Origin of the sequence: Thalassovita mediterranea, assembly GCF_001458435.1 — a bacterium.
Classification (GTDB): domain Bacteria; phylum Pseudomonadota; class Alphaproteobacteria; order Rhodobacterales; family Rhodobacteraceae; genus Thalassobius; species Thalassobius mediterraneus.
This window is the reverse complement of record NZ_CYSF01000007.1, coordinates 407077-428408: the sequence shown is the minus strand read 5'-3', so window position 1 is coordinate 428408 and position 21332 is coordinate 407077. Positions and strand designations below refer to the sequence as shown.

Sequence of the window (21332 nt, the reverse complement as noted above, 5' to 3'; positions counted from 1 at the left end):
GCGAACCGATGTCCGACAGCCAGAAACAAACCCTGCGCCAGGCCGCTCTACTGTATCATGAGACCCCGAAACCCGGCAAACTAGAGGTGCGCGCCACCAAACCGCTGGCCAATGGGCGCGATCTGTCACTGGCCTACAGCCCCGGCGTCGCCGAAGCCTGCCTAGAGATTAAGGCAGATCCGGCAGACGCCAGCCGCTACACCGCGCGCGGCAATCTGGTGGGCGTGGTATCCAACGGCTCCGCCGTTTTGGGTCTGGGCAACATCGGCGCGCTGGCGTCGAAACCGGTGATGGAAGGCAAGGCGGTTCTGTTCAAGAAATTCGCCAACATCGACTGTTTCGACATCGAAGTGGACGAAAAAGACCCCGAAAAACTGGCAGAGATTGTCTGCGCCCTCGGCCCGACCTTCGGCGCCATCAACCTCGAAGACATCAAGGCACCCGATTGCTTTATCGTCGAAAAGATCTGCCGTGAACGGATGAACATCCCCGTGTTCCACGACGATCAGCACGGCACCGCGATTGTTGTCGGCGCGGCGGCGACCAACGCTTTGCAGGTGGCCGGCAAACGGTTTGAGGATATCAAAATCGTCTCCACTGGTGGCGGCGCAGCAGGCATTGCCTGCCTCAACATGCTGCTGAAACTGGGCGTCAAACGCGAAAACGTCTGGCTGTGCGATATCGACGGTTTGGTCTATGAGGGCCGCACCAGCGAAATGACCCCACAAAAGGCCGAATATGCCCAAGCCAGCGACAAACGCACGCTGGATGAGGTGATCGAAGGCGCGGACATGTTCCTTGGCCTGTCTGGCCCCGGCGTGTTGAAACCCGAAATGGTCGCCAAAATGGCCGACCGCCCCATCGTTTTCGCCCTTGCCAACCCGACGCCGGAAATCATGCCGGATGAGGCGCGCAGCGTCGCGCCAGAGGCGATCATCGCCACAGGCCGCAGCGATTTCCCCAATCAGGTCAACAACGTATTGTGTTTCCCCTTCATCTTCCGTGGGGCGCTGGATGTAGGCGCGACCGAGATCAACGATGAAATGTGCGTCGCCTGTGTGCAAGGCATCGCTGAGCTGGCCCGCGCCACCACCTCTGCCGAGGCGGCAGCGGCCTACAAAGGTGAACAGCTGACCTTTGGCGCGGATTATCTGATCCCGAAACCGTTTGATCCGCGTCTGGTTGGCGTGGTCTCTGCCGCTGTAGCCAAGGCCGCGATGGACAGTGGCGTCGCCACCCGCCCGATCGACGATCTGGAGGCGTATAAACACAAGCTGGACCAGTCGGTGTTCAAATCCGCGCTGTTGATGCGTCCGCTGTTTGAAAGTGCGCGCGCTGCCGCCCGCCGCATCATCTTTGCCGAGGGTGAGGATGAACGCGTGCTGCGCGCCGCACAGGCGATTCTGGAAGAAACCACAGAGACCCCGATCCTGATCGGCCGTCCCGAGGTTCTGGAAGCACGCTGCGAACGCGCGGGCCTCAACATCCGTCCGGGCGTGGATTTCCAGTTCGTGAACCCCGAAAACGATCCGCGCTATTTCGATTTCTGGACCAGCTATCATGAGCTGATGGAGCGCAAGGGCGTCACCCCCGATCTGGCCAAGGCGATCATGCGCACCAACACCACCGCCATTGCCGCCGTCGCTGTACATCGGGGTGAGGCAGACAGCATGATCTGCGGCACCTTCGGCGAATACCGCTGGCACCTGAACTATATCCAGCAGATCCTTGGCACCCCTGACCTCAGCCCGCATGGCGCGCTTTCGCTGATGATCCTAGAGGATGGGCCGCTGTTCATTGCTGACACACAGGTGCATGAACTGCCGACCCCCGAACAACTGGCCCGTATCGCCGAAGGCGCGGCGCGCCATGTGCGCCGCTTTGGTCTGGAACCGAACGTCGCACTGTGTTCGCAAAGCCAGTTCGGCAACCACGCCGAAGGATCGGGCAAGCGCCTGCGCGAAGCACTGGAGATCCTCGACAGCCGCGACACTGATTTCTGCTATGAAGGAGAAATGAACGTGGATGTGGCACTTGACCCGGGTCTGCGCCAAAAACTGTTCCCGCGCTCGCGCATGCCAGGCGTGGCCAATACGTTGGTCTTTGCCCACGCGGATGCGGCATCGGGTGTGCGCAACATTCTAAAAATGCGCGCCGATGGTCTGGAAGTGGGACCAATCCTGATGGGCATGGGCAACAAGGCACATATCGTCAGCCCATCCATCACTGCGCGTGGCCTGCTGAACATGGCGGCCATCGCAGGCACACCAGTGGCACATTACGGCTGATAGTGGCACACAATATTTACAACGACAGGCCCCAGCCATCGGTTGGGGCCTGTCGCGTTTGGGGCGCCCCCAACTCAGACGCCCCGGCAGATCACGTCCATCCCAACGTGACCTGCGTTATCTATGCTTCATAAGGAAAGTAAGACGCTTCAGGCGCGGTTGATGCGCGCCAGAATACGCAAATCAATTTGTGGCCCGACCAAAGCGGCATAACCCGATGCCCCAAAATCATGTCGGTCCAGGCTGCCAGTCAGCAAGATCGATAGATTGTTCAGATCGCCCGCCTCTGTGCCGCGCTGGCGAAACAGCTGCGCATTTAGCGTTACCGGACGCGACACACCGCGCACCGTCAGATCGCCTGTCACCTTGGCATCATGAATCGTGCCAGTGATGCGGCGTCCGACAAACCGGATGGTTGGATGATTACGCACATCCAGTACCTCGGCACCTTTCAACGCCTCGGTGGCAAAGAAAAAGCCTGCGCGCGCCTTCTTCGGGCTGAGGGTCACGTCAATCTTGCTGCGGGAAATATTACGCAAATCCAATTGCAGATCGGCCGATTGCACCGGCATACTGCCCTTGGTTCCGTCCGAATCCAGATAGTAGGTAAAGCCGACAACGCTGTCCTCTTTGTCCAGCAGGTACTTTGCAGGCGCAGCCTGCGCAAACGGTGCGGACATCATAGTCAAACCAAAAGCCGCGATAGAACGGGCAAAATGACGTCTGTTCATAGTCTCTTCCTTTTCTTGCCCGACGCGCTGACACACAAACGGATACTGGGTTGGGCAGATCGCGCTGCCGAGAGCGCCTGCCGTTAAGACCAGTATGCCAGAGGGTCCGCTCACATGCGCCCAAACTCTCTGCGAGGGGATGCACACGCAAACAGACGCCGCCGTGATCACCCCGTGAAGCCGCCAGACAAACCGGAGCAGCACGACTGGCGAGTCACGATATTAACGACTGCAAACTTTGCAATTTTGCAAAAATGCGCACTCTGCGTTAGAAATCAGCAAAGTCTTCGCCGCTTTGCGAAGCCGTTTCGCGTGATTTGGCCGAAAATGCCAATCAGGCGCAATATTGTGACCGTGCGTCACAGGCAATGCTTGCCCCGTCTTGACGCCCTCCCCTATCCAATAGGCATGGAATGAGGAGGAGGAAAACCATGTCATATAAAGAGGTCTATCAAAGCTGGCAGGACAATCCCGAAGCTTTCTGGATGGATGCCGCCAAGGCGATCGACTGGGACAGCGCCCCCTCAAAGGCGCTCTTTGACAAGGGCGACAACCTGTATGAATGGTTCGCGGATGCCAAGGTAAACACCTGCTGGAACGCCGTTGACCGCCACGTTGAAAACGGCCGCGGTGAACAGACCGCGATCATCTACGACAGCCCGATCACCCACACCAAGCGCGAAATCTCTTATGTCGAGCTGCGCAACCGTGTTGCCTCTCTGGCTGGTGCGTTGCGTGCCAAAGGCGTTGAAAAAGGCGATCGCGTCATCATCTACATGCCGATGATCCCCGAAGCACTGGAAGCGATGCTGGCCTGTGCCCGCCTTGGTGCAATCCATTCGGTGGTCTTTGGTGGCTTTGCAGCCAACGAACTGGCCGTGCGCATTGACGATTGTGAACCCAAGGCGATCATCGCTGCCTCCTGCGGGTTGGAACCGGGCCGCGTGGTCCACTACAAACCGCTGCTGGACGGCGCCATCGAACTGGCCGAACATAAACCGGATTTCTGCGTCATCTTCCAACGTGAACAAGAGGTCGCCGAACTGGTCGAAGGTCGGGACGTAAACTGGCACGGGTTCCAATACGGCGTCGAACCCGCCGAATGCGTTCCGGTTGAGGGCAACCACCCCGCCTACATCCTCTATACCTCGGGCACCACAGGTCAGCCCAAAGGCGTTGTCCGCCATACCGCAGGCCAGTTGGTCGCGCTGAACTGGACGATGAAAAACATCTACAACGTCGATCCCGGTGATGTGTTCTGGGCCGCCTCGGACGTGGGTTGGGTGGTTGGCCACAGCTACATCTGCTACGGCCCCCTCATCCACGGCAACACCACCATCGTGTTCGAAGGTAAACCCGTCGGCACCCCCGATGCAGGCACTTTCTGGCGGGTGATTGAGGAACATAAGGTGAAGTCGTTCTTCACCGCGCCCACCGCGTTCCGCGCCGTGAAACGCGAAGACCCGACTGGCGAGTTCGTCAAGAAATACGACCTCAGCTGTCTGGACCAAGTCTTCCTCGCCGGGGAACGTGCAGACCCCGACACCATCGTCTGGGCGCAGGAACAGCTGCGCAAGCCGATCATCGACCACTGGTGGCAGACCGAACTGGGCTTCCCCGGTGTGTGTAACCCCGTTGGCATCGAACTGCTGCCGGTGAAACTCGGTTCCCCCTCGGTGCCGCTGCCGGGTTATGACATGAAGATCCTTGATGATGCAGGCAACGAGCTGCCTGCGGGCGAACTGGGCGCAATCGTCACCCCGCTGCCGCTGCCGCCGGGCACCTTCCCGACCCTGTGGAAAGCCGAAGAACGGTTCAAATCATCCTACCTCAGCAACTTCCCGGGTTACTATGAAACCGGCGATGCGGGCATGATCGACGAAGACGGCTACCTCTACATCATGGCGCGCACCGATGACGTGATCAACGTGGCCGGCCACCGCCTGTCCACCGGCGCAATGGAAGAGGTTCTGGCAGGCCACCCCGATGTGGCGGAATGTGCCGTGATCGGCGTCGCGGATTCGCTGAAAGGCCAGATGCCGATGGGCTTCCTCTGCCTGAACGCGGGCTGTGATCGCGCCCACACTGATGTGGTGAAAGAGGTGGTTGCACTGGTGCGCGAAAAGATCGGCCCTGTTGCCGCGTTCAAACTGGCCACCGTTGTCGACCGCCTGCCCAAAACCCGCTCGGGCAAGATCCTGCGCGCCACCATGGTGTCGATCGCCGATGGCAAGGAATACAAAATGCCCGCCACCATCGACGATCCCGCCATTCTGGACGAGATCAAGCTGGCCCTGCAGGGTCTGGGCTACGCCCACGACTAAGGCCAGCGTCCGTGTGAAACGTCAGAAGGCCGCGCATCTACGCGGCCTTTTTGAGCATTTAGGGAACATTGAAAGGTGCAGGGGCAGCGCGCTATTCGAACTGTTCGCGCAGCAGCCGCTCCTCTAGCCCGTGGCCGGGGTCAAACAGCAACCGGTGCGAGATTTGCGGCTCCGAGCGGATTTCAACCGATGTGACATTGGGCACCAGATTGCTATCCGCTTCGGCCATCACGGGGCGCTTTTCCGCCTCGATCACATCAAACCGCACAGTCGCCGTGGTCGGCAGCAGCGCCCCGCGCCAGCGCCGCGGACGAAAAGGCGCAATCGCGGTCAACGCCAAAATGTCAGTCCCCACTGGCAGGATCGGCCCGTGAGCCGAGTAGTTATAGGCGGTTGATCCTGCAGGGGTCGCAACAAGGGCACCGTCACAGATCAGCTCTTCCATACGCAGGCGTCCGTCGATGGAAATCCGCAGCTTCGCCGCCTGCGAACCAGAACGCAACACCGACACCTCGTTCAGCGCCAGCGCGCGATGCGTGGTGCCATCGCGGCAGGTTGCGGTCATCGACAGCGGATGAATTTCCGCCTCCTCTGCCTCACCCAGGCGTTTCAGCAGATTGCTTTCAGAATACTCATTCATCAGAAAGCCAATGGTGCCGCGGTTCATCCCATAGACCGGCAGCGCCAGATCACGGGTGCGGTGCAGGGTCGACAGCATAAAACCGTCACCACCAAGCGCGACGATCACATCTGCCTCTTCCTCCTCAACACAGCCATAACGACTAAGAAGCGCGGCGCGTCCGGTCTGCGCCGAAGGGCTGTCACTGGCAACAAAAGAGATTTTCATGGGGATTCGGCAATCTTGTGGTTTCCGATAGGCGTATTTGGTGCCGATCGAACCACAACTTTGCGTCAAGCACCACCCCTGCCGCCTACACACGCCACTTGGTCGCATTCATCGCTTTCTGAAAGGCCATTATTCCGTTACCTAAACGCAATCAATCTCTGCCCTCTAAATTCTGACGGAGTGTCCCATGTCCGACAACGGTTTCTTCACCGAAAGCCTCGCAACCCGCGATCCCGAGCTGTTTGGCTCCATCACCGACGAACTGGGCCGCCAGCGTCATGAGATCGAACTGATCGCATCGGAAAACATCGTTTCCGCCGCCGTGATGGAAGCACAGGGTTCCGTGCTGACCAACAAATACGCCGAAGGCTACCCGGGCCGCCGCTACTATGGCGGTTGCCAGTACGTCGACGTTGCCGAAAACCTGGCCATCGACCGCGCCAAGGAACTGTTTGGCTGTGAGTACGTGAACGTTCAGCCGAACTCCGGTTCGCAGGCGAACCAAGGCGCCTTCATGGCGATGATCAAACCCGGCGACACCATTCTGGGTATGAACCTGGCCTCCGGTGGTCACCTGACCCACGGCGCAGCCCCCAACCAGTCGGGCAAATGGTTCAACGCTGTTCAGTACGGTGTACGCGAAGACAACAACCTGATCGACTACGATCAAGTGGCCGAGCTGGCGCGCGAGCACAAGCCTGCCCTGATCATCGCCGGTGGCTCCGCCATCCCGCGTCAGATCGACTTTGCCAAGTTCCGTGAAATCGCTGACGAAGTTGGCGCCTTCCTGATGGTCGACATGGCCCACTTTGCCGGTCTGGTTGCCGCAGGCGAACACCCCTCGCCCTTCCCCTATGCGGATGTTGCGACCACCACCACCCACAAGACCCTGCGCGGTCCCCGTGGCGGCATGATCCTGACCAACAACGAAGCGCTGGCCAAGAAAATCAACTCTGCCATCTTCCCCGGCATTCAGGGTGGTCCGCTGATGCACGTCATCGCCGGTAAAGCCGCTGCCTTCGGCGAAGCGCTGCGTCCCGAGTTCAAAGCCTACCAGAAGCAAGTGCGCGCAAACGCTGTTGCACTGGCCGATCAGCTGATCAAGGGCGGTCTGGACATCGTCACCGGTGGCACCGACACCCACGTGATGCTGGTAGACCTGCGCCCCAAAGGTGTGAAAGGCAACGCCACCGAAAAGGCCCTGGGCCGCGCGCACATCACCTGCAACAAAAACGGCATCCCGTTTGACCCGGAAAAGCCGATGGTCACCTCGGGCATCCGTCTGGGCACCCCCGCCGGCACCACCCGTGGTTTCGGTGAGGCGGAATTCCGTCAGATCGCTGACTGGATCGTCGAAGTGGTCGACGGTCTGGCCGCCAACGGCGAAGAAGGCAACGCCGCCGTCGAAGCCAAGGTGAAAGCCGAAGTTGAAGCGCTGTGCGCAAAGTTTGAGATGTACCCGAACCTGTAAGGTTTGCCTGCATCCATGACACAGGAAACCCCGGACCAGCGGTCCGGGGTTTTTATTTGGTGCAGCGGTCGGATCACGCCTCTTCGCGCAGCGCCTCTTCCAGCATCTTTTCGTTGCGCGCATCCTCAATTTTGCGAATACGATCTTCGCTGGAACGCTGGTCAAAACGGTATTTCACCACGTTGATCAGGCTGAGCGTCAGCAACACGATACCCATGCCCCAGAAACCTTTGGTCGACAGCGGCACATCAGTGGACAGCCACAAAGAAATCGCCAGCAAACCATAAGAGAGGGCCACACCGGCCATGTTCAGGGTGATAATCAGGGCGTTGTCGTTACGGTCGGTCATAAGTTTAATCCTTTAATATCGTTAATATTGTTCAGTTATGCAGTTTTCAGGCGGGCCAGCACGGCGCTACCTGTCACCTTTTGCGCGGCGCCATAGCCCGCATCGGCCAGCTTACTCAGCGCGCTGTCGGGCTTCAGGCCACTGTCGATCTCATGCAGGATCTGCGCCTGTTCAAACGGATCTTCGGCACCCAAAACCTGTTCGATCAACGCTTCTGCGTCGTCGAAGGCGCTGTCGTGTGCGATGTGGCGGCTCAGCCCCTTTTGCGCGACCTGCTCACGGCGCACGGCACGGGCGGCGATTGCCCCCTGTTTCAGATCAAGAATGCGGCGACTGGCGCGTTCCACGGCGTTTTGCAGCTGCAACACACGGGCATCCAGCCGCTCTACCGTCTGACGGCGCAGGGTGGCTTCGTTTTCCAGCGACGCTATCGCCTCTGCCGCCTGTGCGGCCAGGTCATCGCGCGCATCCGCCAGCGCTGCGGTCGCGCGGTCGGTCAGGTCGGTGATCTGCCCCTCAATCCGGGTCAGCTGCGCCGCCTCGCTACGCTGTTTTTGGATCAGGCTGGCAAGGCTGAATTTGGCGTTCTTCAGGCCTGCTTCGGCCTCGCGGATTTTCTGGTCAATCAATTCGATGGCATGCACATCACGCAGCCGCTCTTCAGCGCGGGCGTTGGTGCCTTGGATCAAAGTCTTCAGCGTTGAAAACATCTTCTACCTCCGTTGTTGCGGCGCTCAACAATTATGAACGTCGTTCACAAGACGGATATAGAAACAATTTGAACATTGTTCAAGATATTTTTTGAACAATGTTCAAATTTTATCGAATATGGCTCAAAACCTGCGCGATCATCACCTCGATCTGATCGCGTGGCACGCCGGAAATCCGATTCTCCAAGCCTAACAACACAATGCCATGAACCGAAGAAAACAGCGCGCGCGTCATCAATGACAGTTCTTCTGCCTCCATCTCGGGAAAGATTTGCGACAAAGGCTGCGAGATCAACGCAAACAAACCACCCAAGGCGGACATGTACCAATCCGGCACGTTGTGATCAGTGGACATCTCCACATCAAACAGCGCCCGCCACAGATGCGTATGTTCCGCGGCGAAGGACAAATAGGCGTTACTCATCACGATCAGGCGGTCATTGGGCGCCAGCCCCTCTGCCCCCTCAAACGACGCCCGTACAGCCTGCCCCAACGCCTGAAAGGTGCGCCCGTTGACCGCCAGAACCAACGCCGTCATGTCGTCAAACACCGTGTAGATCGCCCCTAGCGCGCAACCCGCATCCTGCGCCAGTTGCCGCGCCTTGAGCGAAGAAAGGCCACCTGCGACGATCTGCGCCTCTGCCAGTTCGATCAGTTTTTCCCGCAATGCGGCACGCCGCGCCTCTACTTTGCCTGCCATTTTATTCCCCTCTGCATCGTCTCGAGTGAACATCGTTCATAATCGTCCCGAAAGCAAACGAAGAAAGCGCACCATGCTGGACAGCACAAACCAGAGGGCGTTAGTTAAAAGAATGAAAAAAGCACTTATTTCCAAAAGCAAATTTCTTAGCCTTGTTCTACGGCACGCCCCTGAAGAAATTGATCTGACACTCGACAAGTCTGGCTGGGCATCGGTCGAGAAGATACTTTCCAATCGTCGCCAACCAATAACACGCGATGAACTGATCGAAATTATCGACACCAATCCAAAGCAACGGTTCGCACTCTCTGAAGATGGGCAATACATCCGCGCCCGTCAGGGTCACTCACGCGATGTCGATCTGGGCCTGAAACCAGCAATTCCGCCCGAAAAACTATTTCACGGCACCTCTGCAGCGTCATGTGACGCAATCTTGTCAGAAGGGCTTAAACCCATGGGGCGCCAGCACGTACATCTCTCCGTTGATGTTGACACCGCGCGCACTGTTGGCGCCCGCCACGGCAAACCCGTTGTCTTGCAGATCGCTGCCGGTCCCCTGCATCAAAATGGACAGCTTTTCTATTTGTCAGAAAACGGGGTCTGGTTGACCGGTGCAATTCCGCCAGATGCCATTACGCGATGACCGAACACGCCCTAACCATCGAACGCCGTCTGGGCGACCGAATGCGCGCCCGCCTGCCGCATGGGGTCGTCGAGTTTGTCATGTTCGTCCTGAAACAGGGCTGGGCCTGCCTGTTCGGGATCTGCCTGCTGGCCGCGATCCTTGTGACCAAGGCAATATGGCAACCGGAATGGTCGCTACATCGCTATGATGCGCTGGTGGGTATCGCACTGGCTCTGCAGGTGGCCTTTCTGGCGCTCAAACTGGAAAGCTGGGAAGAGGCCAAGGTCATCGCGCTGTTCCATCTGACTGGAACGGCGATGGAACTGTTCAAGGTACAAGCGGGCAGCTGGGCCTATCCGGAACCGGGCCTGCTAAAACTGATGGGCGTACCGCTGTTTTCGGGATTTATGTACGCCGCCGTCGGATCCTATATGGCGCGGGTGATCCGGTTGTTTGACATGACCTTCGCACCCTACCCGCCATTCTGGACCACAGTGGTGCTGGCAACTGCTATCTATGTGAATTTCTTTGCACATCATTTTGTGCCAGACATCCGCATCGCGCTGTTTGCCGCCACATTGGTTCTGTTCCTGCGCACGCGGATCTGGTTCCGCATCGGGGCAAACTGGTACTGGATGCCGTTGCCGCTGGCGGCGTTCTTTTCCAGCTTCTTCCTGTGGCTGGCAGAAAACATCGGCACGCTGACAGGCACGTGGCTCTACGCCGGTCAAAACCCGCTGGATCGGGTCAGCTTTGCCAAGATGGGATCGTGGTATCTGCTGCTTTACGTCAGTTTCGTCACTGTAACGCTAGTGCTGCGCCACGCCTTGCAGCGCCAACCTCATGATCCACGCAACAGCTAAAGAACCCACTGGCGCCCTGCCCCACGCTGTTCTATCCAGTTCCTATGCTGAACCAGATCGTCCACGGTGACCCGACCAACCAACCCGCCCTTCTGATCGTGCATGGCCTTTACGGGTCAGGCCGCAACTGGGGGGTGATTGCCAAACGCCTGTCTGATGAACGTCAGGTGATCGCAGTCGACCAGCGCAACCATGGCTACAGCCCCTGGATCGACGATCACAGCTACGCTGGCATGGCTGCGGACCTGGCCGAGGTCATTCGCGCCCACGGGGCCCCTATGGACGTCCTGGGCCATTCCATGGGCGGCAAAGCGGCGATGGTGTTGGCGCTAGAACACCCAGACCTGGTGAACCGCCTGATTGTCGCTGACATCGCGCCCGTGACCTACACCCATTCACAGATCCAATATGTCGAAGCGATGCGGGCCGTCGATCTGGCACGGGTGGACAAGCGCTCGGACGCAGAGGCGCAGCTGCGCGCGATCGTAGAGGATCCAATTCTGCCAACCTTTTTCACCCAGTCCCTGGATGTGGCTGGCAAGCGCTGGCGGCTAAACTTGGATGTACTGGCGCGGGATATGGATCAAATCCTGAGCTTTCCAGAAATCGACCGTCAATATTTTGGCGACACGCTTTTCCTGTCCGGCGCCCTGTCTGATTATGTGAAACGCGAAGACAGAAATTTGACCAAATCGCTATTTCCCAACAGCCATTTCGCCAAAATTCCAGAGGCTGGTCATTGGCTGCACGCAGAAAAGCCGCGCGAATTTGAAGCGGCCGTGCGCAGCTATCTGAACCGCGGCTAAGTCAACAGGCTGGAAAGGTGGTGGCGACAACGTTTGGGGGACCCCTTCCCACGCACGTCATCGCCACCGTCCCACCGAGGCGGGATTCGCACAAAGCTTTGATCAATCAGTGAAAAGAGCCCGTGCGACAAAATAGGTCGCCGGTAGGGAAACGACAAAACCGATCAATGCTGCGGTTACCAAACCGCTGACACTGTCGTGTCCAGTCACCAGCGCCACGATAAGCGCCGAACCAGCCAGCGTTGTCCCAATGAAGAGGTGCAAAATGGCTGCAAGTCTGAACATGTCATGTCCCCCAATTCGTTAGCTTCGATTTGAGTGATCATATTACCCCCCTTGAATGCTGCGGAGCATGATTTGAATCAACTCTTAACTACGGAAATTTGACGCTTACGTAGGGTCAATGCGGTAGATTTCCGGATAAAAATCGCCGCTTAGTTGAAAAACTAATCAAAATACACAGGTTTAGGGGTGCCGAAAAATATCGATCAAAATCAAATGGTTTTCATGTAAATAAATCATAGGTTTTGCCACGCACCTTTTATCCCCCCGAAGGAGAGGGCACCAAGCCGCGCCACAGGGTGTCTGTTTTTTGACACCAATTTCATCGATCAACGTCAAACGTAGACAGCGGCCACGAAAAACCCCGCCTCCAGATTTTGGGGCGGGGTTTTCTGTTTAATCGTCCATTTTCAGGGCAGAGATGAAGGCCTCTTGTGGGATGTCCACCTTGCCGAATTGGCGCATCTTCTTCTTACCGGCTTTCTGCTTTTCCAGCAGTTTCTTCTTCCGGGTCATGTCGCCGCCGTAACACTTGGCGGTCACGTCCTTACGCAGGGCTGCCAGCGTTTCCCGGGCGATCACCTTGCCGCCGATGGCGGCCTGGATCGGGATTTTGAACATGTGACGCGGGATCAGATCCTTCAGCTTTTCGCACATGGCGCGACCACGCAGTTCGGCACGGTCACGGTGCACCATGACGGACAGCGCATCCACCGGTTCCTCGTTCACCAGAATGGACATCTTCACCAGCGTATCTTCGCGGTAGCCGGTCATCTGATAATCGAAAGAGGCATAGCCCTTGGTCACCGATTTCAGACGGTCATAGAAATCAAACACAACCTCGTTCAGCGGCAGGTCATAGACCGCCATCGCACGGCTACCCGCGTAGGTCAGATCCTCTTGGATACCACGGCGGTCCTGACACAGTTTCAGCACGTCACCCAGATATTCATCGGGCACCATGATGGTCGCCTTGATGCGCGGCTCCTCAAGGTGGTCCACCTTGGACAGGTCGGGCATGTCTGCGGGGTTGTGCAGTTCGATCATCTCGCCCGGTTCATTATCCTTGCCCTTCATGTAGACATGGTAAATCACCGACGGCGCGGTTGTGATCAGTTCGATGTTGTATTCACGTTCAATCCGGTCGCGGATCACCTCAAGGTGCAAAAGACCAAGGAAGCCACAGCGGAAGCCAAAGCCAAGCGCGGCAGAGGTTTCCATTTCATAAGAGAAGGAGGCGTCGTTCAGCGCCAGTTTCTCAATCGCGCCGCGCAGGTCCTCGAACTCAGCCGAATCGACAGGGAACAGGCCACAGAACACAACCGGCTGGCTTGGCTTAAAGCCTTCGAGCGGCTCTTCGGCGCCCTTCTTTTCGGTGGTGATGGTGTCGCCCACCTTGGTGTCGCGCACCTGTTTGATCGACGCGGTGATAAAGCCGATCTCACCCGGGCCCAACTCGTCCACCTGCGCCATTTCAGGGCGGAACACCCCGATGCGGTCCACAGGGTAGTTGGCGCCGGTCTGCATCATGGTGATACGCTGACCCTTGCGCAGGGTACCGTCCATGATCCGCACCAGAACCACAACGCCAAGATAGGCGTCATACCAGCTGTCCACCAGCATCGCCTTCAACGGCGCGTCACGGTCACCGGTGGGGGCTGGCAGGCGGGTGACGATCGCTTCCAGCGTGTCCTCGATGCCGATGCCCGATTTGGCCGAAACCTGAACCGCGTCGGTGGAGTCAATGCCGATCACATCCTCAATCTGTTCCGCCACACGGTCACAGTCGGACGCAGGCAGGTCGATCTTGTTCAGAACCGGCACAATCTCATGATCCGCCTCAATCGCCTGATAGACGTTGGCCAGCGTCTGCGCCTCGACCCCTTGGGTCGAGTCGACAACCAGCAGCGATCCCTCAACCGCGCGCATAGAACGCGACACCTCGTAGGCGAAGTCGACGTGGCCGGGGGTGTCGATAAGGTTTAGCACATAGGTCTCACCGTCCTTCGCCTGATAGTCGATGCGAACGGTGTTGGCCTTGATGGTGATGCCGCGTTCCCTCTCGATATCCATCGAGTCCAGGAGCTGTTCCTTCATGTCCCGATCGGCCACTGTGTTGGTCGATTGGATCAGGCGGTCAGCCAGCGTGGATTTACCGTGGTCGATATGCGCCACGATCGAGAAATTGCGGATATGTTTCAGGTCGGTCATGGGCCGGATATGCGTTGGAATCAGGCGTTGGTCAATATGGCGCGTAGACCCCAAGCCCTGTAAAAGCACAAAGATGCAGGGTTTGGGGATGTTTTGCCGATGCCGCAGGGCAAAGACGGTATGCCTTAGCCCGACGTTTCGCGAAAATGCGCAGCAGGGTGCGCGCGCAAATCAGGTCAGTCGAAATCGAAAATCTCTGACAGGAAGCTCTTGGGCTTCTTCTTTTTCTGGTAGTGCTGCCGGCGATCATCGTAGCGCTGCGCAGGTTGCGCCGCGGGCTGCGGGGCACGGGGCGCTTCGGGCATGGCAGAGCGTTCGACGATCTTGTCCAACTCTCCACGATCCAACCACACGCCGCGGCATTGGGGACAATAGTCAATTTCGACCCCTGCGCGTTCGGTCATGACCAGTTGGGCACCATCAATAGGACATTGCATTGATCTCACTCCTCCATGATTACTCAATAGAAATGGGGCCTGCCCCCACCGGAACAAGCCCCACCTCTCTGGATTTCGAACGTGTCAGCGACAATCAGCGCAGCACATGCACCGCGCATTTGGCGTGGCGCACCACCTGTGTCGCGGTAGAGCCGAGCAACAGGTTCTGCATGCCCGGGCGGTGCGATGCGATCACGATGCAATCCACATCATTTTCTGCCGCATAATCCACGATTGTGCGGCCCGAATGACCATCGACAACCTGAACCTCTGCGTTGTCGACGGTCTCGATCATTTGCCCCAGCTCTTCGGCGACTGATTTCTGCATATCTTCGTGGAACCCTGCAGGCACATAGGTCAGCGCGTAACCGGGCACCGCCTCCATCACGTGCAAGAGGGTCAGCTTGCCACCCTCTTCGCGGATGGCCTGTGCGATTTCAATGGCGCCAACAGCATCACGGTTGGCCTCGAACGAGACGGGGACAAGGATATTTTTATACATAAGGGGTTCTCCTTTCGCTTGGCGACACAGTCGCACAAGCAGAAAACCCCCGCTTTGATCGAAGTCAGATACGTGACCCTACGTCGGCAGACCTACCGTTTCCGGTCAGAGAACCGTCACCTTGGTGCCGCGCGGTACGCGATCATACAGGTCGGCAACATGATCGTTGATCATACGGATACAGCCATTGGACACTGACCGGCCGATGGTATGCGGCTGTGTCGTGCCATGGATGCGGAAATAGGTGTCACGCCCATCTTTGTAGAGGTAGAGCGCCCGCGCGCCCAGCGGGTTAGACGGACCACCGGGCTGGATGTAATCATTGTCGACGAATTTCGCATAGGTGCGCGGTTCGCGCTGGATCATCGACGGCGTCGGGCGCCATTGCGGCCATTTGGCCTTGCGCTGGATGATGGCGTCGCCTTTGAATTCCAGACCTGCTTTGCCAACGCCGACGCCATACCGCCGCGCGGTGCCCACGCCAGTCACAAGGTAAAGGAAATGCGCCTGCGGCAGCACCAGAATTTGGCCTGGTTCCACATCCGATTTAATCGCCACATCCTGCGGCAGATATTTCGGGTCCACCTCAAACGCCCGCGCAATCGACGGCATGGCAAGGGTGGTGGTGGCGGCAGCGGCGGTGGTCAGGAAATGACGGCGTTTCATCGGCAATACTCATGTGCTGGTCAAATAACTGTCCAGCCAGCATGGCGCGAAGCATGTGAAAAATCAACGCAGGGGGCGATGGTAGCGATCACATTTCAGCCAGTTGTGCGTCGATCAGATCGCCGCCCAATCAGTGAACCGATGCGTCTGCGGCGCAGGTTTGCGCGGTGCTTCAGCGCTGGATTTGGCGGGTTGGTTGCGGTTGTGCTGTGTGGTCTGTGACATAGTTTTGTCCTCCTATGCGATAGACATGGGAAGGCAGGCGCCGCGTTGCGAGGGATGTTTCAACCGGCTGGCGGGGGTGTGAGGGGATGTGTTTGTGACCACTCAAGCGAAGCACATTTGCCAAATCAAAGATTTGGCAGCGCCCGAACCGCCCCCACGGGGCGGGCGCTCCGCTTCGCCCCTCGGTTCGTGCGCGATCAGCTCTAAACTACTAATGAGTCATACAATTCGGCGCACGCCCGCAAACGACACCACAATTCATAACTAATGACAGATTGCAATTTCACCCAGTAGAAGAAAGAGTGCAGGCAATACTACTCAAGGCTCAAAAAGATAATTTAACGCATGACAAAAACTACCACGCTCCCGAAACCAGACAGCCCCACTATCCTAACCCTACGAATTGATAACAGTGAACCAATTGAACTCAACGATTTCGTTGGCGCATTCACGTCCTTGGCTCGCGCATACCGAAACCAAGCTGCAGAGAACCCCGATATCGAGGACAATGCTGAAATTTACGTCAAAGAAGTTCGGAAAGGGTCTATTGAAGCCGACTTACTTCCGTATGTCATGTCCACCGCCCCAATCATCGCGCAACATGCAGATCAAGCACTTCAAGCAATTGAGTTTGTCGCGCAATGGAGACAGCGCATTACTGATCTGATCGAGGGGAATGTGCCCAAAGACCCTCAAAAATCCGATCTAGATACTTTCAGCAGTGCCGTAGCTGCCATTGCCCGAGATCCTAACGCAACCTCGACACTTGAAGCCGCCACCTTCGAAGATGGGAAACGAGAAGTACGCGCGGCTTTTAAATTTAATACCAAACAAGCAATCCAAGCGGAGCAAACACTGCAAACTGCTTATAAGCAAATCAAAGAAGAGAGAACTAAACGGGCCGAGCGCGTTCTAATGACTTTCACTCGGTCCGACATAAAAGACACACCAAATGGCAAACGAAGCGGCGAACGAGTCGTCATAGACGAAATATCAAAACGCGATCTCGCAATCATGTATGCATCTGACCTAGCCAAAGAACGTGTCAAACACGAAGTGCGCGAAGCCGACGAAAATGTTTATAAAAAGGGATTTGTTGTAGATGTAATGATTGTTTCTAAAAACGAAAAAGCAGTCGCATACAAAATATTAGAGGTTCATGAGGTGATAGATCTACCCGATGACATCGAATAAAGCGGCCCCGAAGGGCCGCTTTACCACCCTTTAGCGGGTGAACTTCTTGTGCTTGATGCGCTTGGGTTCCAGCGCATCGGGGCCAAGGCGGCGCTTCTTGTCTTCCTCGTAATCCGCGAAGTTGCCTTCAAACCACTCCACATGTGCATCACCCTCAAAGGCGAGGATGTGGGTACAGATCCGGTCAAGGAAGAAACGGTCGTGCGAGATGACAACCGCGCAGCCGGCGAAATCGACCAGCGCATCTTCCAGCGCCCGCAGGGTTTCCACGTCCAGGTCGTTGGTCGGTTCGTCGAGCAGCAGCACGTTGCCGCCCTCTTTCAACAGACGCGCCATGTGCACGCGGTTGCGCTCACCACCGGAGAGGAGGTTCAGCGTCTTTTGCTGATCGCCACCCTTGAAGTTGAAGGACGAGCAGTAAGCGCGCGAGTTCACCTGCGCATCACCCAGCTCAATCAGCTCGGCCCCGCCGGAAATCGCTTCCCATACGGTTTCGTTGTCCTTCAGGTCATCCCGCGACTGATCCACATAGGACAGCTGCACGGTGTCACCATACTCCACAGTCCCCTCATCAGGCTGTTCCTGACCGGTCAACATACGGAACAATGTGGTCTTACCGGCGCCGTTCGGGCCGATCACGCCAACGATGCCACCGGGCGGCAGGCTGAACGACAGATCCTCGACCAGCAGCTTGTCACCCATGGCTTTTTTCAGACCGTTGACCTCAATCACCTTGCCGCCCAGACGCTGACCGTTCGGGATAACGATCTGCGCGCGGGTGATTTTCTCGCGCTCGGACTGGTTGGCCAGATCGTTATAGGCGGCGATACGGGCCTTGGATTTCGCCTGACGCGCCTTGGCGCCCTGACGCATCCATTCCAATTCACGCTCAAGAGTCTTCTGGCGCGCTTTATCTTCCTTGGCCTCGTGCTGCAGGCGTTTTGCCTTCTGCTCCAGCCATGCGGAATAGTTGCCTTCGTAGGGAATGCCGCGGCCACGGTCCAGTTCCAGGATCCAGCCGGTGATGTCGTCCAGGAAGTAGCGGTCGTGGGTGACGATCAGGATGGTGCCTTTGTAATCGATCAGGTGCTGTTGCAGCCAGGCGATGGTTTCGGCGTCCAAGTGGTTGGTCGGTTCGTCGAGCAGCAGCATGTCAGGCGCTTCCAGCAGCAGCTTACACAGCGCCACACGGCGTTTTTCACCACCCGACAGGCTGGTCACATCGGCATCATCGGCGGGGCAGCGCAGCGCTTCCAGCGAGATGTCGACCTGACTGTCCAGATCCCACAGGTTCTGGCTGTCAATCTCATCCTGCAGCTGGGCCATTTCATCAGCGGTTTCATCGCTGTAGTTCATCGCCAGCTCGTTGTAGCGATCCAGAATGGCCTTCTTTTCGGCCACGCCCAGCATCACGTTGCCGCGCACGTCAAGGTTCGGGTCCAGCTCAGGCTCCTGCGGCAGGTAGCCCACTTTGGCGCCCTCAGCGTGCCAGGCTTCACCGGTGAAGTCCTTGTCCATACCGGCCATGATTTTCATCAGGGTGGATTTACCGGCACCGTTGACGCCCACGACGCCGATTTTCACACCGGGCAGGAAGTTCAGGTGGATGTTTTCAAAGCACTTCTTGCCGCCCGGATAGGTCTTGGAGACGCCGGACATGTGGTAGACAAACTGATAAGATGCCATGGGTTGCTCTCTTGCAGGGGAATAGGGTTGGCAGAGGTTCTAGACAAGCCGAAGCAAAAGGGCAATTGTCGACGTATTACGCCCAGAAGGATTCACATGCCATTTTATAAAATTGCATTTTGCGGATTGCTGCTGCAGTCCACATTCAGCCTCGCGCAAGCGCAGGTAAACATCCAAAACTACGAAATTGAAGGCAACCTTGCCTCTACTCAGGACTTGGGGTGCATCACACTCCGAGAAGCTCCTTCAAACCAATCTCCAGCAGATCTCGCAGTTAGCGTCTTGGATTGCTACGCGATCGGCAAGGATACGATGGCAGCGGAGCTCATGTCTTTGATGCTAATTCGCGGCCGGTTTGATATCCTGAGAGTCACCGATAAGTCAGCGCATCAGGCAATTAGCGTGCTCATGCTACAGCTTCGGCAAGCGGGTGGCCCGCAATGGGAAAGTCGCATGGGGCCAAGTTTCAATGACTTATCAAAACACCGCGATGCCCACTGTCAGGAGCTTCGTACGCTCGGCACGCCAACTCATTCACCAGACTATATGATCAAACACGGGATGGGTGCGTTCACTAAGCCCGACGACGACGTGATCCGCTCCGATTTCGACGCAGATAAAGCTTGGGACGATGTACTGGTCAGCTACGTGAAATGCCCGCTCGTTTCTGACTAATGCGCTGGGCAATCTGGCGCCAGATTGCCCTGCCGAAAATGCCGCCATTTTCGGACGCGTTCATATCGCCTTCTCAAAAAAGTAATCTGGGTAGGGATCCTCATTAAACCGCTCGATCTCACGCCAGCCCGACCGCTGATAAAGCGCGATTGCCTCTGGCAGGGCGGAGTTTGTGTCGAGCCGCATGAGCGTGATGCCCAGCGCCTTGGCGCGCGCCTCGGCCTCTGCCATCAGGGTGCGGGACAGGCCCAGACCGCGGGCGGCGGGGGAAATCCATAGACGCTTGATCTCGGCGTATCCTTTATCCGTGCCCTTCACCCCGACGCAGCCCAGCGGCATGCCGTCGCTGTAAGCGACCAGAAAACAGCCGCGCGGGGCCATCATGTCCCCAGCTTCGGGATCGGCGCTGAGATTTACGTCAAATCCGGTCGCCAACCGCGCGCCAAGCTCTTGATAATACGCCTCCAGACAGCTTACCGCGTCCGCGTCGCGCGGGTCACATTCCACCAGTTCGATCCGATCCCGCCCAAGGGCCGAGGCCACCAGATCCATCGCCGCCAACAGCGCGTCGGGATTGGGATGGCGCGACAGCAGATCATCGGCGCGGGCATCTGACAGGGCGTTATAGGCAGCACGCTCGCGCAAACCCGCCTCGGTCAGCACCGCGATGCGGCGGCGGCCATCGGTTTCATCGCGTTCCAGCCGCAACAACCCCTCATCCTGAAGGGATTTCAGAAACCGGCTCAGCACCGGTTTTTCCAGATCAAGGTAGGTGCGGATCGATTCAAGCTCCCGCCCCTCTGGGCCAATCGCATGCAGGACACGCGCCGGACCCAGCGGTCGGCCACGCCCCAGAAACGACTGATCCAAGGCACCGGTTTCACGGGTGACTGCGCGGTTGAAACGGCGGATGCGGGCGACAGCGTCAGTGGTCATAGGCGGGCTTTTGGTGATCTTCGATATAGTTGCATTATGTTAACCATTTTCGGAATGCAATACCATACGCCCTCGCATGGGCCACCGTATGAGACAGCGAACCGCAGTCTTACGGCACGCTTTCCAGTTGACAGCCCACCCCCTGCCGAGGATGAAACCACATGCGCAACGCACTGCCATATGCCCGCGCCGGTCAGGTGATCGGCCTGTTGGGGGGATCCTTTGATCCCGCCCACGAAGGACATGTGCAGCTCACCCTTGAAGCGTTGAAACAGTTTGGTCTGGATCGGGTTTGGTGGCTGGTCAGCCCCGGCAACCCGCTGAAATCACACGGCCCCGCCGACATCGGCAAACGGTTGCACCGCGCGGCGCAGGTCATGGATCACCCGCGTGTCACCATCACCGATCTGGAAACGCAAACCGGCACCCGTTACACGGCTGAAACGCTGGAAGCGCTACAGCATCTTTATCCCGGTGTGCGCTTTGTCTGGTTGATGGGGGCCGACAATCTGGCGCAATTTCACCATTGGCAGGATTGGCAGTCGATCATGGCCTCTGTACCGATTGGCGTCTTGGCCCGCCCAGGGGATCGGATGGCGGCGCGCTGTTCCAAGGCAGCCCAAATGTTTCGCGCTCACCGCATTGCGGCCCACAACAGTCAGGCATTGGCCGACGGCCCTGCACCGCGCTGGTGTTTTTCAAACATGCCGATGAATGCACAATCCTCGTCCAAATTGCGTGCTACGGGCAACTGGCCCTAACCCTTTGCTATGGAACGAGCGACCCGGCGAAAGTGTCGCAAGA

21 protein-coding genes are annotated in these 21332 nt (G+C 57.6%); 9 read left to right on the top strand and 12 right to left on the bottom strand.

The annotated features are described in order from the left end of the window. Positions 1 to 8: 8 nt before the first annotated feature. The gene (locus TM5383_RS09535; protein WP_058318788.1) at positions 9 to 2288 is read left to right on the top strand and encodes an NADP-dependent malic enzyme; all 2280 of its coding nucleotides are present in this window, start codon (positions 9 to 11) and stop codon (positions 2286 to 2288) included. A gap of 149 nt (positions 2289 to 2437) precedes the next feature. Here the strand turns inward: TM5383_RS09535 and TM5383_RS09530 are convergent, their stop codons facing one another. Continuing rightward, positions 2438 to 3019, bottom strand: a complete 582-nt coding sequence (locus TM5383_RS09530; RefSeq protein WP_058318787.1) for a YceI family protein — start codon at positions 3017 to 3019, stop codon at positions 2438 to 2440. A gap of 431 nt (positions 3020 to 3450) precedes the next feature. On the opposite strand from TM5383_RS09530, the gene prpE reads away from it, so the two are divergent. Further along, a complete protein-coding gene (gene prpE / locus TM5383_RS09525) occupies positions 3451 to 5343 on the top strand; it encodes a propionate-CoA ligase PrpE (protein ID WP_058318786.1) in 1893 nt (630 codons plus the stop codon). Between the two features lie 91 nt (positions 5344 to 5434). On the opposite strand, the gene TM5383_RS09520 is transcribed toward prpE, so the two are convergent. Next, the gene (locus TM5383_RS09520; protein WP_143570271.1) at positions 5435 to 6196 is read right to left on the bottom strand and encodes an NAD kinase; all 762 of its coding nucleotides are present in this window, start codon (positions 6194 to 6196) and stop codon (positions 5435 to 5437) included. A 181-nt stretch (positions 6197 to 6377) separates the two neighbouring features. Here TM5383_RS09520 and glyA point away from each other — a divergent pair, with 181 nt between their 5' ends. Beyond that, complete coding sequence (gene glyA, locus TM5383_RS09515; protein ID WP_143570270.1) at positions 6378 to 7661, top strand: serine hydroxymethyltransferase; 1284 nt, start codon at positions 6378 to 6380, stop codon at positions 7659 to 7661. Between the two features lie 73 nt (positions 7662 to 7734). Here glyA and TM5383_RS09510 read toward each other — a convergent pair whose 3' ends face one another. From TM5383_RS09510 to TM5383_RS09500, 3 genes are all read right to left on the bottom strand, one after another. Next, positions 7735 to 8010, bottom strand: coding sequence for a YiaA/YiaB family inner membrane protein (locus tag TM5383_RS09510; protein WP_058318783.1), 276 nt, complete (start codon positions 8008 to 8010; stop codon positions 7735 to 7737). 35 nt (positions 8011 to 8045) lie between these two features. Then, positions 8046 to 8720, bottom strand: a complete 675-nt coding sequence (locus tag TM5383_RS09505) for a PspA/IM30 family protein (protein ID WP_058318782.1) — start codon at positions 8718 to 8720, stop codon at positions 8046 to 8048. Between the two features lie 109 nt (positions 8721 to 8829). Next, a complete protein-coding gene (locus TM5383_RS09500) occupies positions 8830 to 9420 on the bottom strand; it encodes a TetR/AcrR family transcriptional regulator (RefSeq protein WP_058318781.1) in 591 nt (196 codons plus the stop codon). Positions 9421 to 9445: 25 nt separating this feature from the next. On the opposite strand from TM5383_RS09500, the gene TM5383_RS09495 reads away from it, so the two are divergent. The 3 genes from TM5383_RS09495 to TM5383_RS09485 are packed head-to-tail and all read left to right on the top strand — an operon-like array spanning position 9446 to position 11714. Next, the gene (locus TM5383_RS09495) at positions 9446 to 10063 is read left to right on the top strand and encodes an RNA 2'-phosphotransferase (protein WP_231725092.1); all 618 of its coding nucleotides are present in this window, start codon (positions 9446 to 9448) and stop codon (positions 10061 to 10063) included. Next, on the top strand, positions 10060 to 10908 hold the full coding sequence (locus TM5383_RS09490) for a DUF817 domain-containing protein (RefSeq protein ID WP_058318779.1): 849 nt from the start codon (positions 10060 to 10062) through the stop codon (positions 10906 to 10908). The genes TM5383_RS09495 and TM5383_RS09490 overlap by 4 nt, the downstream gene beginning before the upstream one ends. A 44-nt stretch (positions 10909 to 10952) precedes the next feature. Continuing rightward, on the top strand, positions 10953 to 11714 hold the full coding sequence (locus tag TM5383_RS09485) for an alpha/beta fold hydrolase (RefSeq protein ID WP_058318778.1): 762 nt from the start codon (positions 10953 to 10955) through the stop codon (positions 11712 to 11714). A gap of 102 nt (positions 11715 to 11816) precedes the next feature. On the opposite strand, the gene TM5383_RS09480 is transcribed toward TM5383_RS09485, so the two are convergent. The 5 genes from TM5383_RS09480 to TM5383_RS09460 form a co-directional block, all read right to left on the bottom strand. Next, the gene (locus TM5383_RS09480) at positions 11817 to 11999 is read right to left on the bottom strand and encodes a hypothetical protein (protein ID WP_058318777.1); all 183 of its coding nucleotides are present in this window, start codon (positions 11997 to 11999) and stop codon (positions 11817 to 11819) included. A gap of 393 nt (positions 12000 to 12392) precedes the next feature. After that, the gene (gene lepA, locus TM5383_RS09475) at positions 12393 to 14207 is read right to left on the bottom strand and encodes a translation elongation factor 4 (RefSeq protein WP_058318776.1); all 1815 of its coding nucleotides are present in this window, start codon (positions 14205 to 14207) and stop codon (positions 12393 to 12395) included. A gap of 176 nt (positions 14208 to 14383) precedes the next feature. Next, positions 14384 to 14644 (bottom strand): TFIIB-type zinc ribbon-containing protein, encoded by a 261-nt coding sequence (locus tag TM5383_RS09470; RefSeq protein WP_058318775.1) that lies wholly within the window; start codon positions 14642 to 14644, stop codon positions 14384 to 14386. Positions 14645 to 14738: 94 nt separating this feature from the next. Further along, positions 14739 to 15146, bottom strand: coding sequence for a universal stress protein (locus TM5383_RS09465; protein WP_058318774.1), 408 nt, complete (start codon positions 15144 to 15146; stop codon positions 14739 to 14741). Between the two features lie 105 nt (positions 15147 to 15251). Further along, on the bottom strand, positions 15252 to 15812 hold the full coding sequence (locus tag TM5383_RS09460) for a L,D-transpeptidase (RefSeq protein WP_058318773.1): 561 nt from the start codon (positions 15810 to 15812) through the stop codon (positions 15252 to 15254). Positions 15813 to 16382: 570 nt separating this feature from the next. Between TM5383_RS09460 and TM5383_RS09455 the strand changes: the two genes are divergently transcribed. Then, the gene (locus tag TM5383_RS09455) at positions 16383 to 17231 is read left to right on the top strand and encodes a hypothetical protein (protein WP_058318772.1); all 849 of its coding nucleotides are present in this window, start codon (positions 16383 to 16385) and stop codon (positions 17229 to 17231) included. 30 nt (positions 17232 to 17261) lie between these two features. Here TM5383_RS09455 and ettA read toward each other — a convergent pair whose 3' ends face one another. Next, entirely contained in the window at positions 17262 to 18917 is a 1656-nt protein-coding gene (gene ettA / locus TM5383_RS09450) for an energy-dependent translational throttle protein EttA (protein WP_058318771.1), read from the bottom strand. Positions 18918 to 19013: 96 nt separating this feature from the next. On the opposite strand from ettA, the gene TM5383_RS09445 reads away from it, so the two are divergent. Beyond that, complete coding sequence (locus TM5383_RS09445; protein WP_058318770.1) at positions 19014 to 19592, top strand: hypothetical protein; 579 nt, start codon at positions 19014 to 19016, stop codon at positions 19590 to 19592. A gap of 60 nt (positions 19593 to 19652) precedes the next feature. On the opposite strand, the gene TM5383_RS09440 is transcribed toward TM5383_RS09445, so the two are convergent. Further along, positions 19653 to 20528 (bottom strand): bifunctional helix-turn-helix transcriptional regulator/GNAT family N-acetyltransferase, encoded by an 876-nt coding sequence (locus tag TM5383_RS09440; protein WP_058318769.1) that lies wholly within the window; start codon positions 20526 to 20528, stop codon positions 19653 to 19655. Between the two features lie 161 nt (positions 20529 to 20689). Here TM5383_RS09440 and TM5383_RS09435 point away from each other — a divergent pair, with 161 nt between their 5' ends. Further along, positions 20690 to 21289, top strand: a complete 600-nt coding sequence (locus tag TM5383_RS09435) for a nicotinate-nucleotide adenylyltransferase (RefSeq protein WP_058318768.1) — start codon at positions 20690 to 20692, stop codon at positions 21287 to 21289. Positions 21290 to 21332 lie beyond the last annotated feature (43 nt).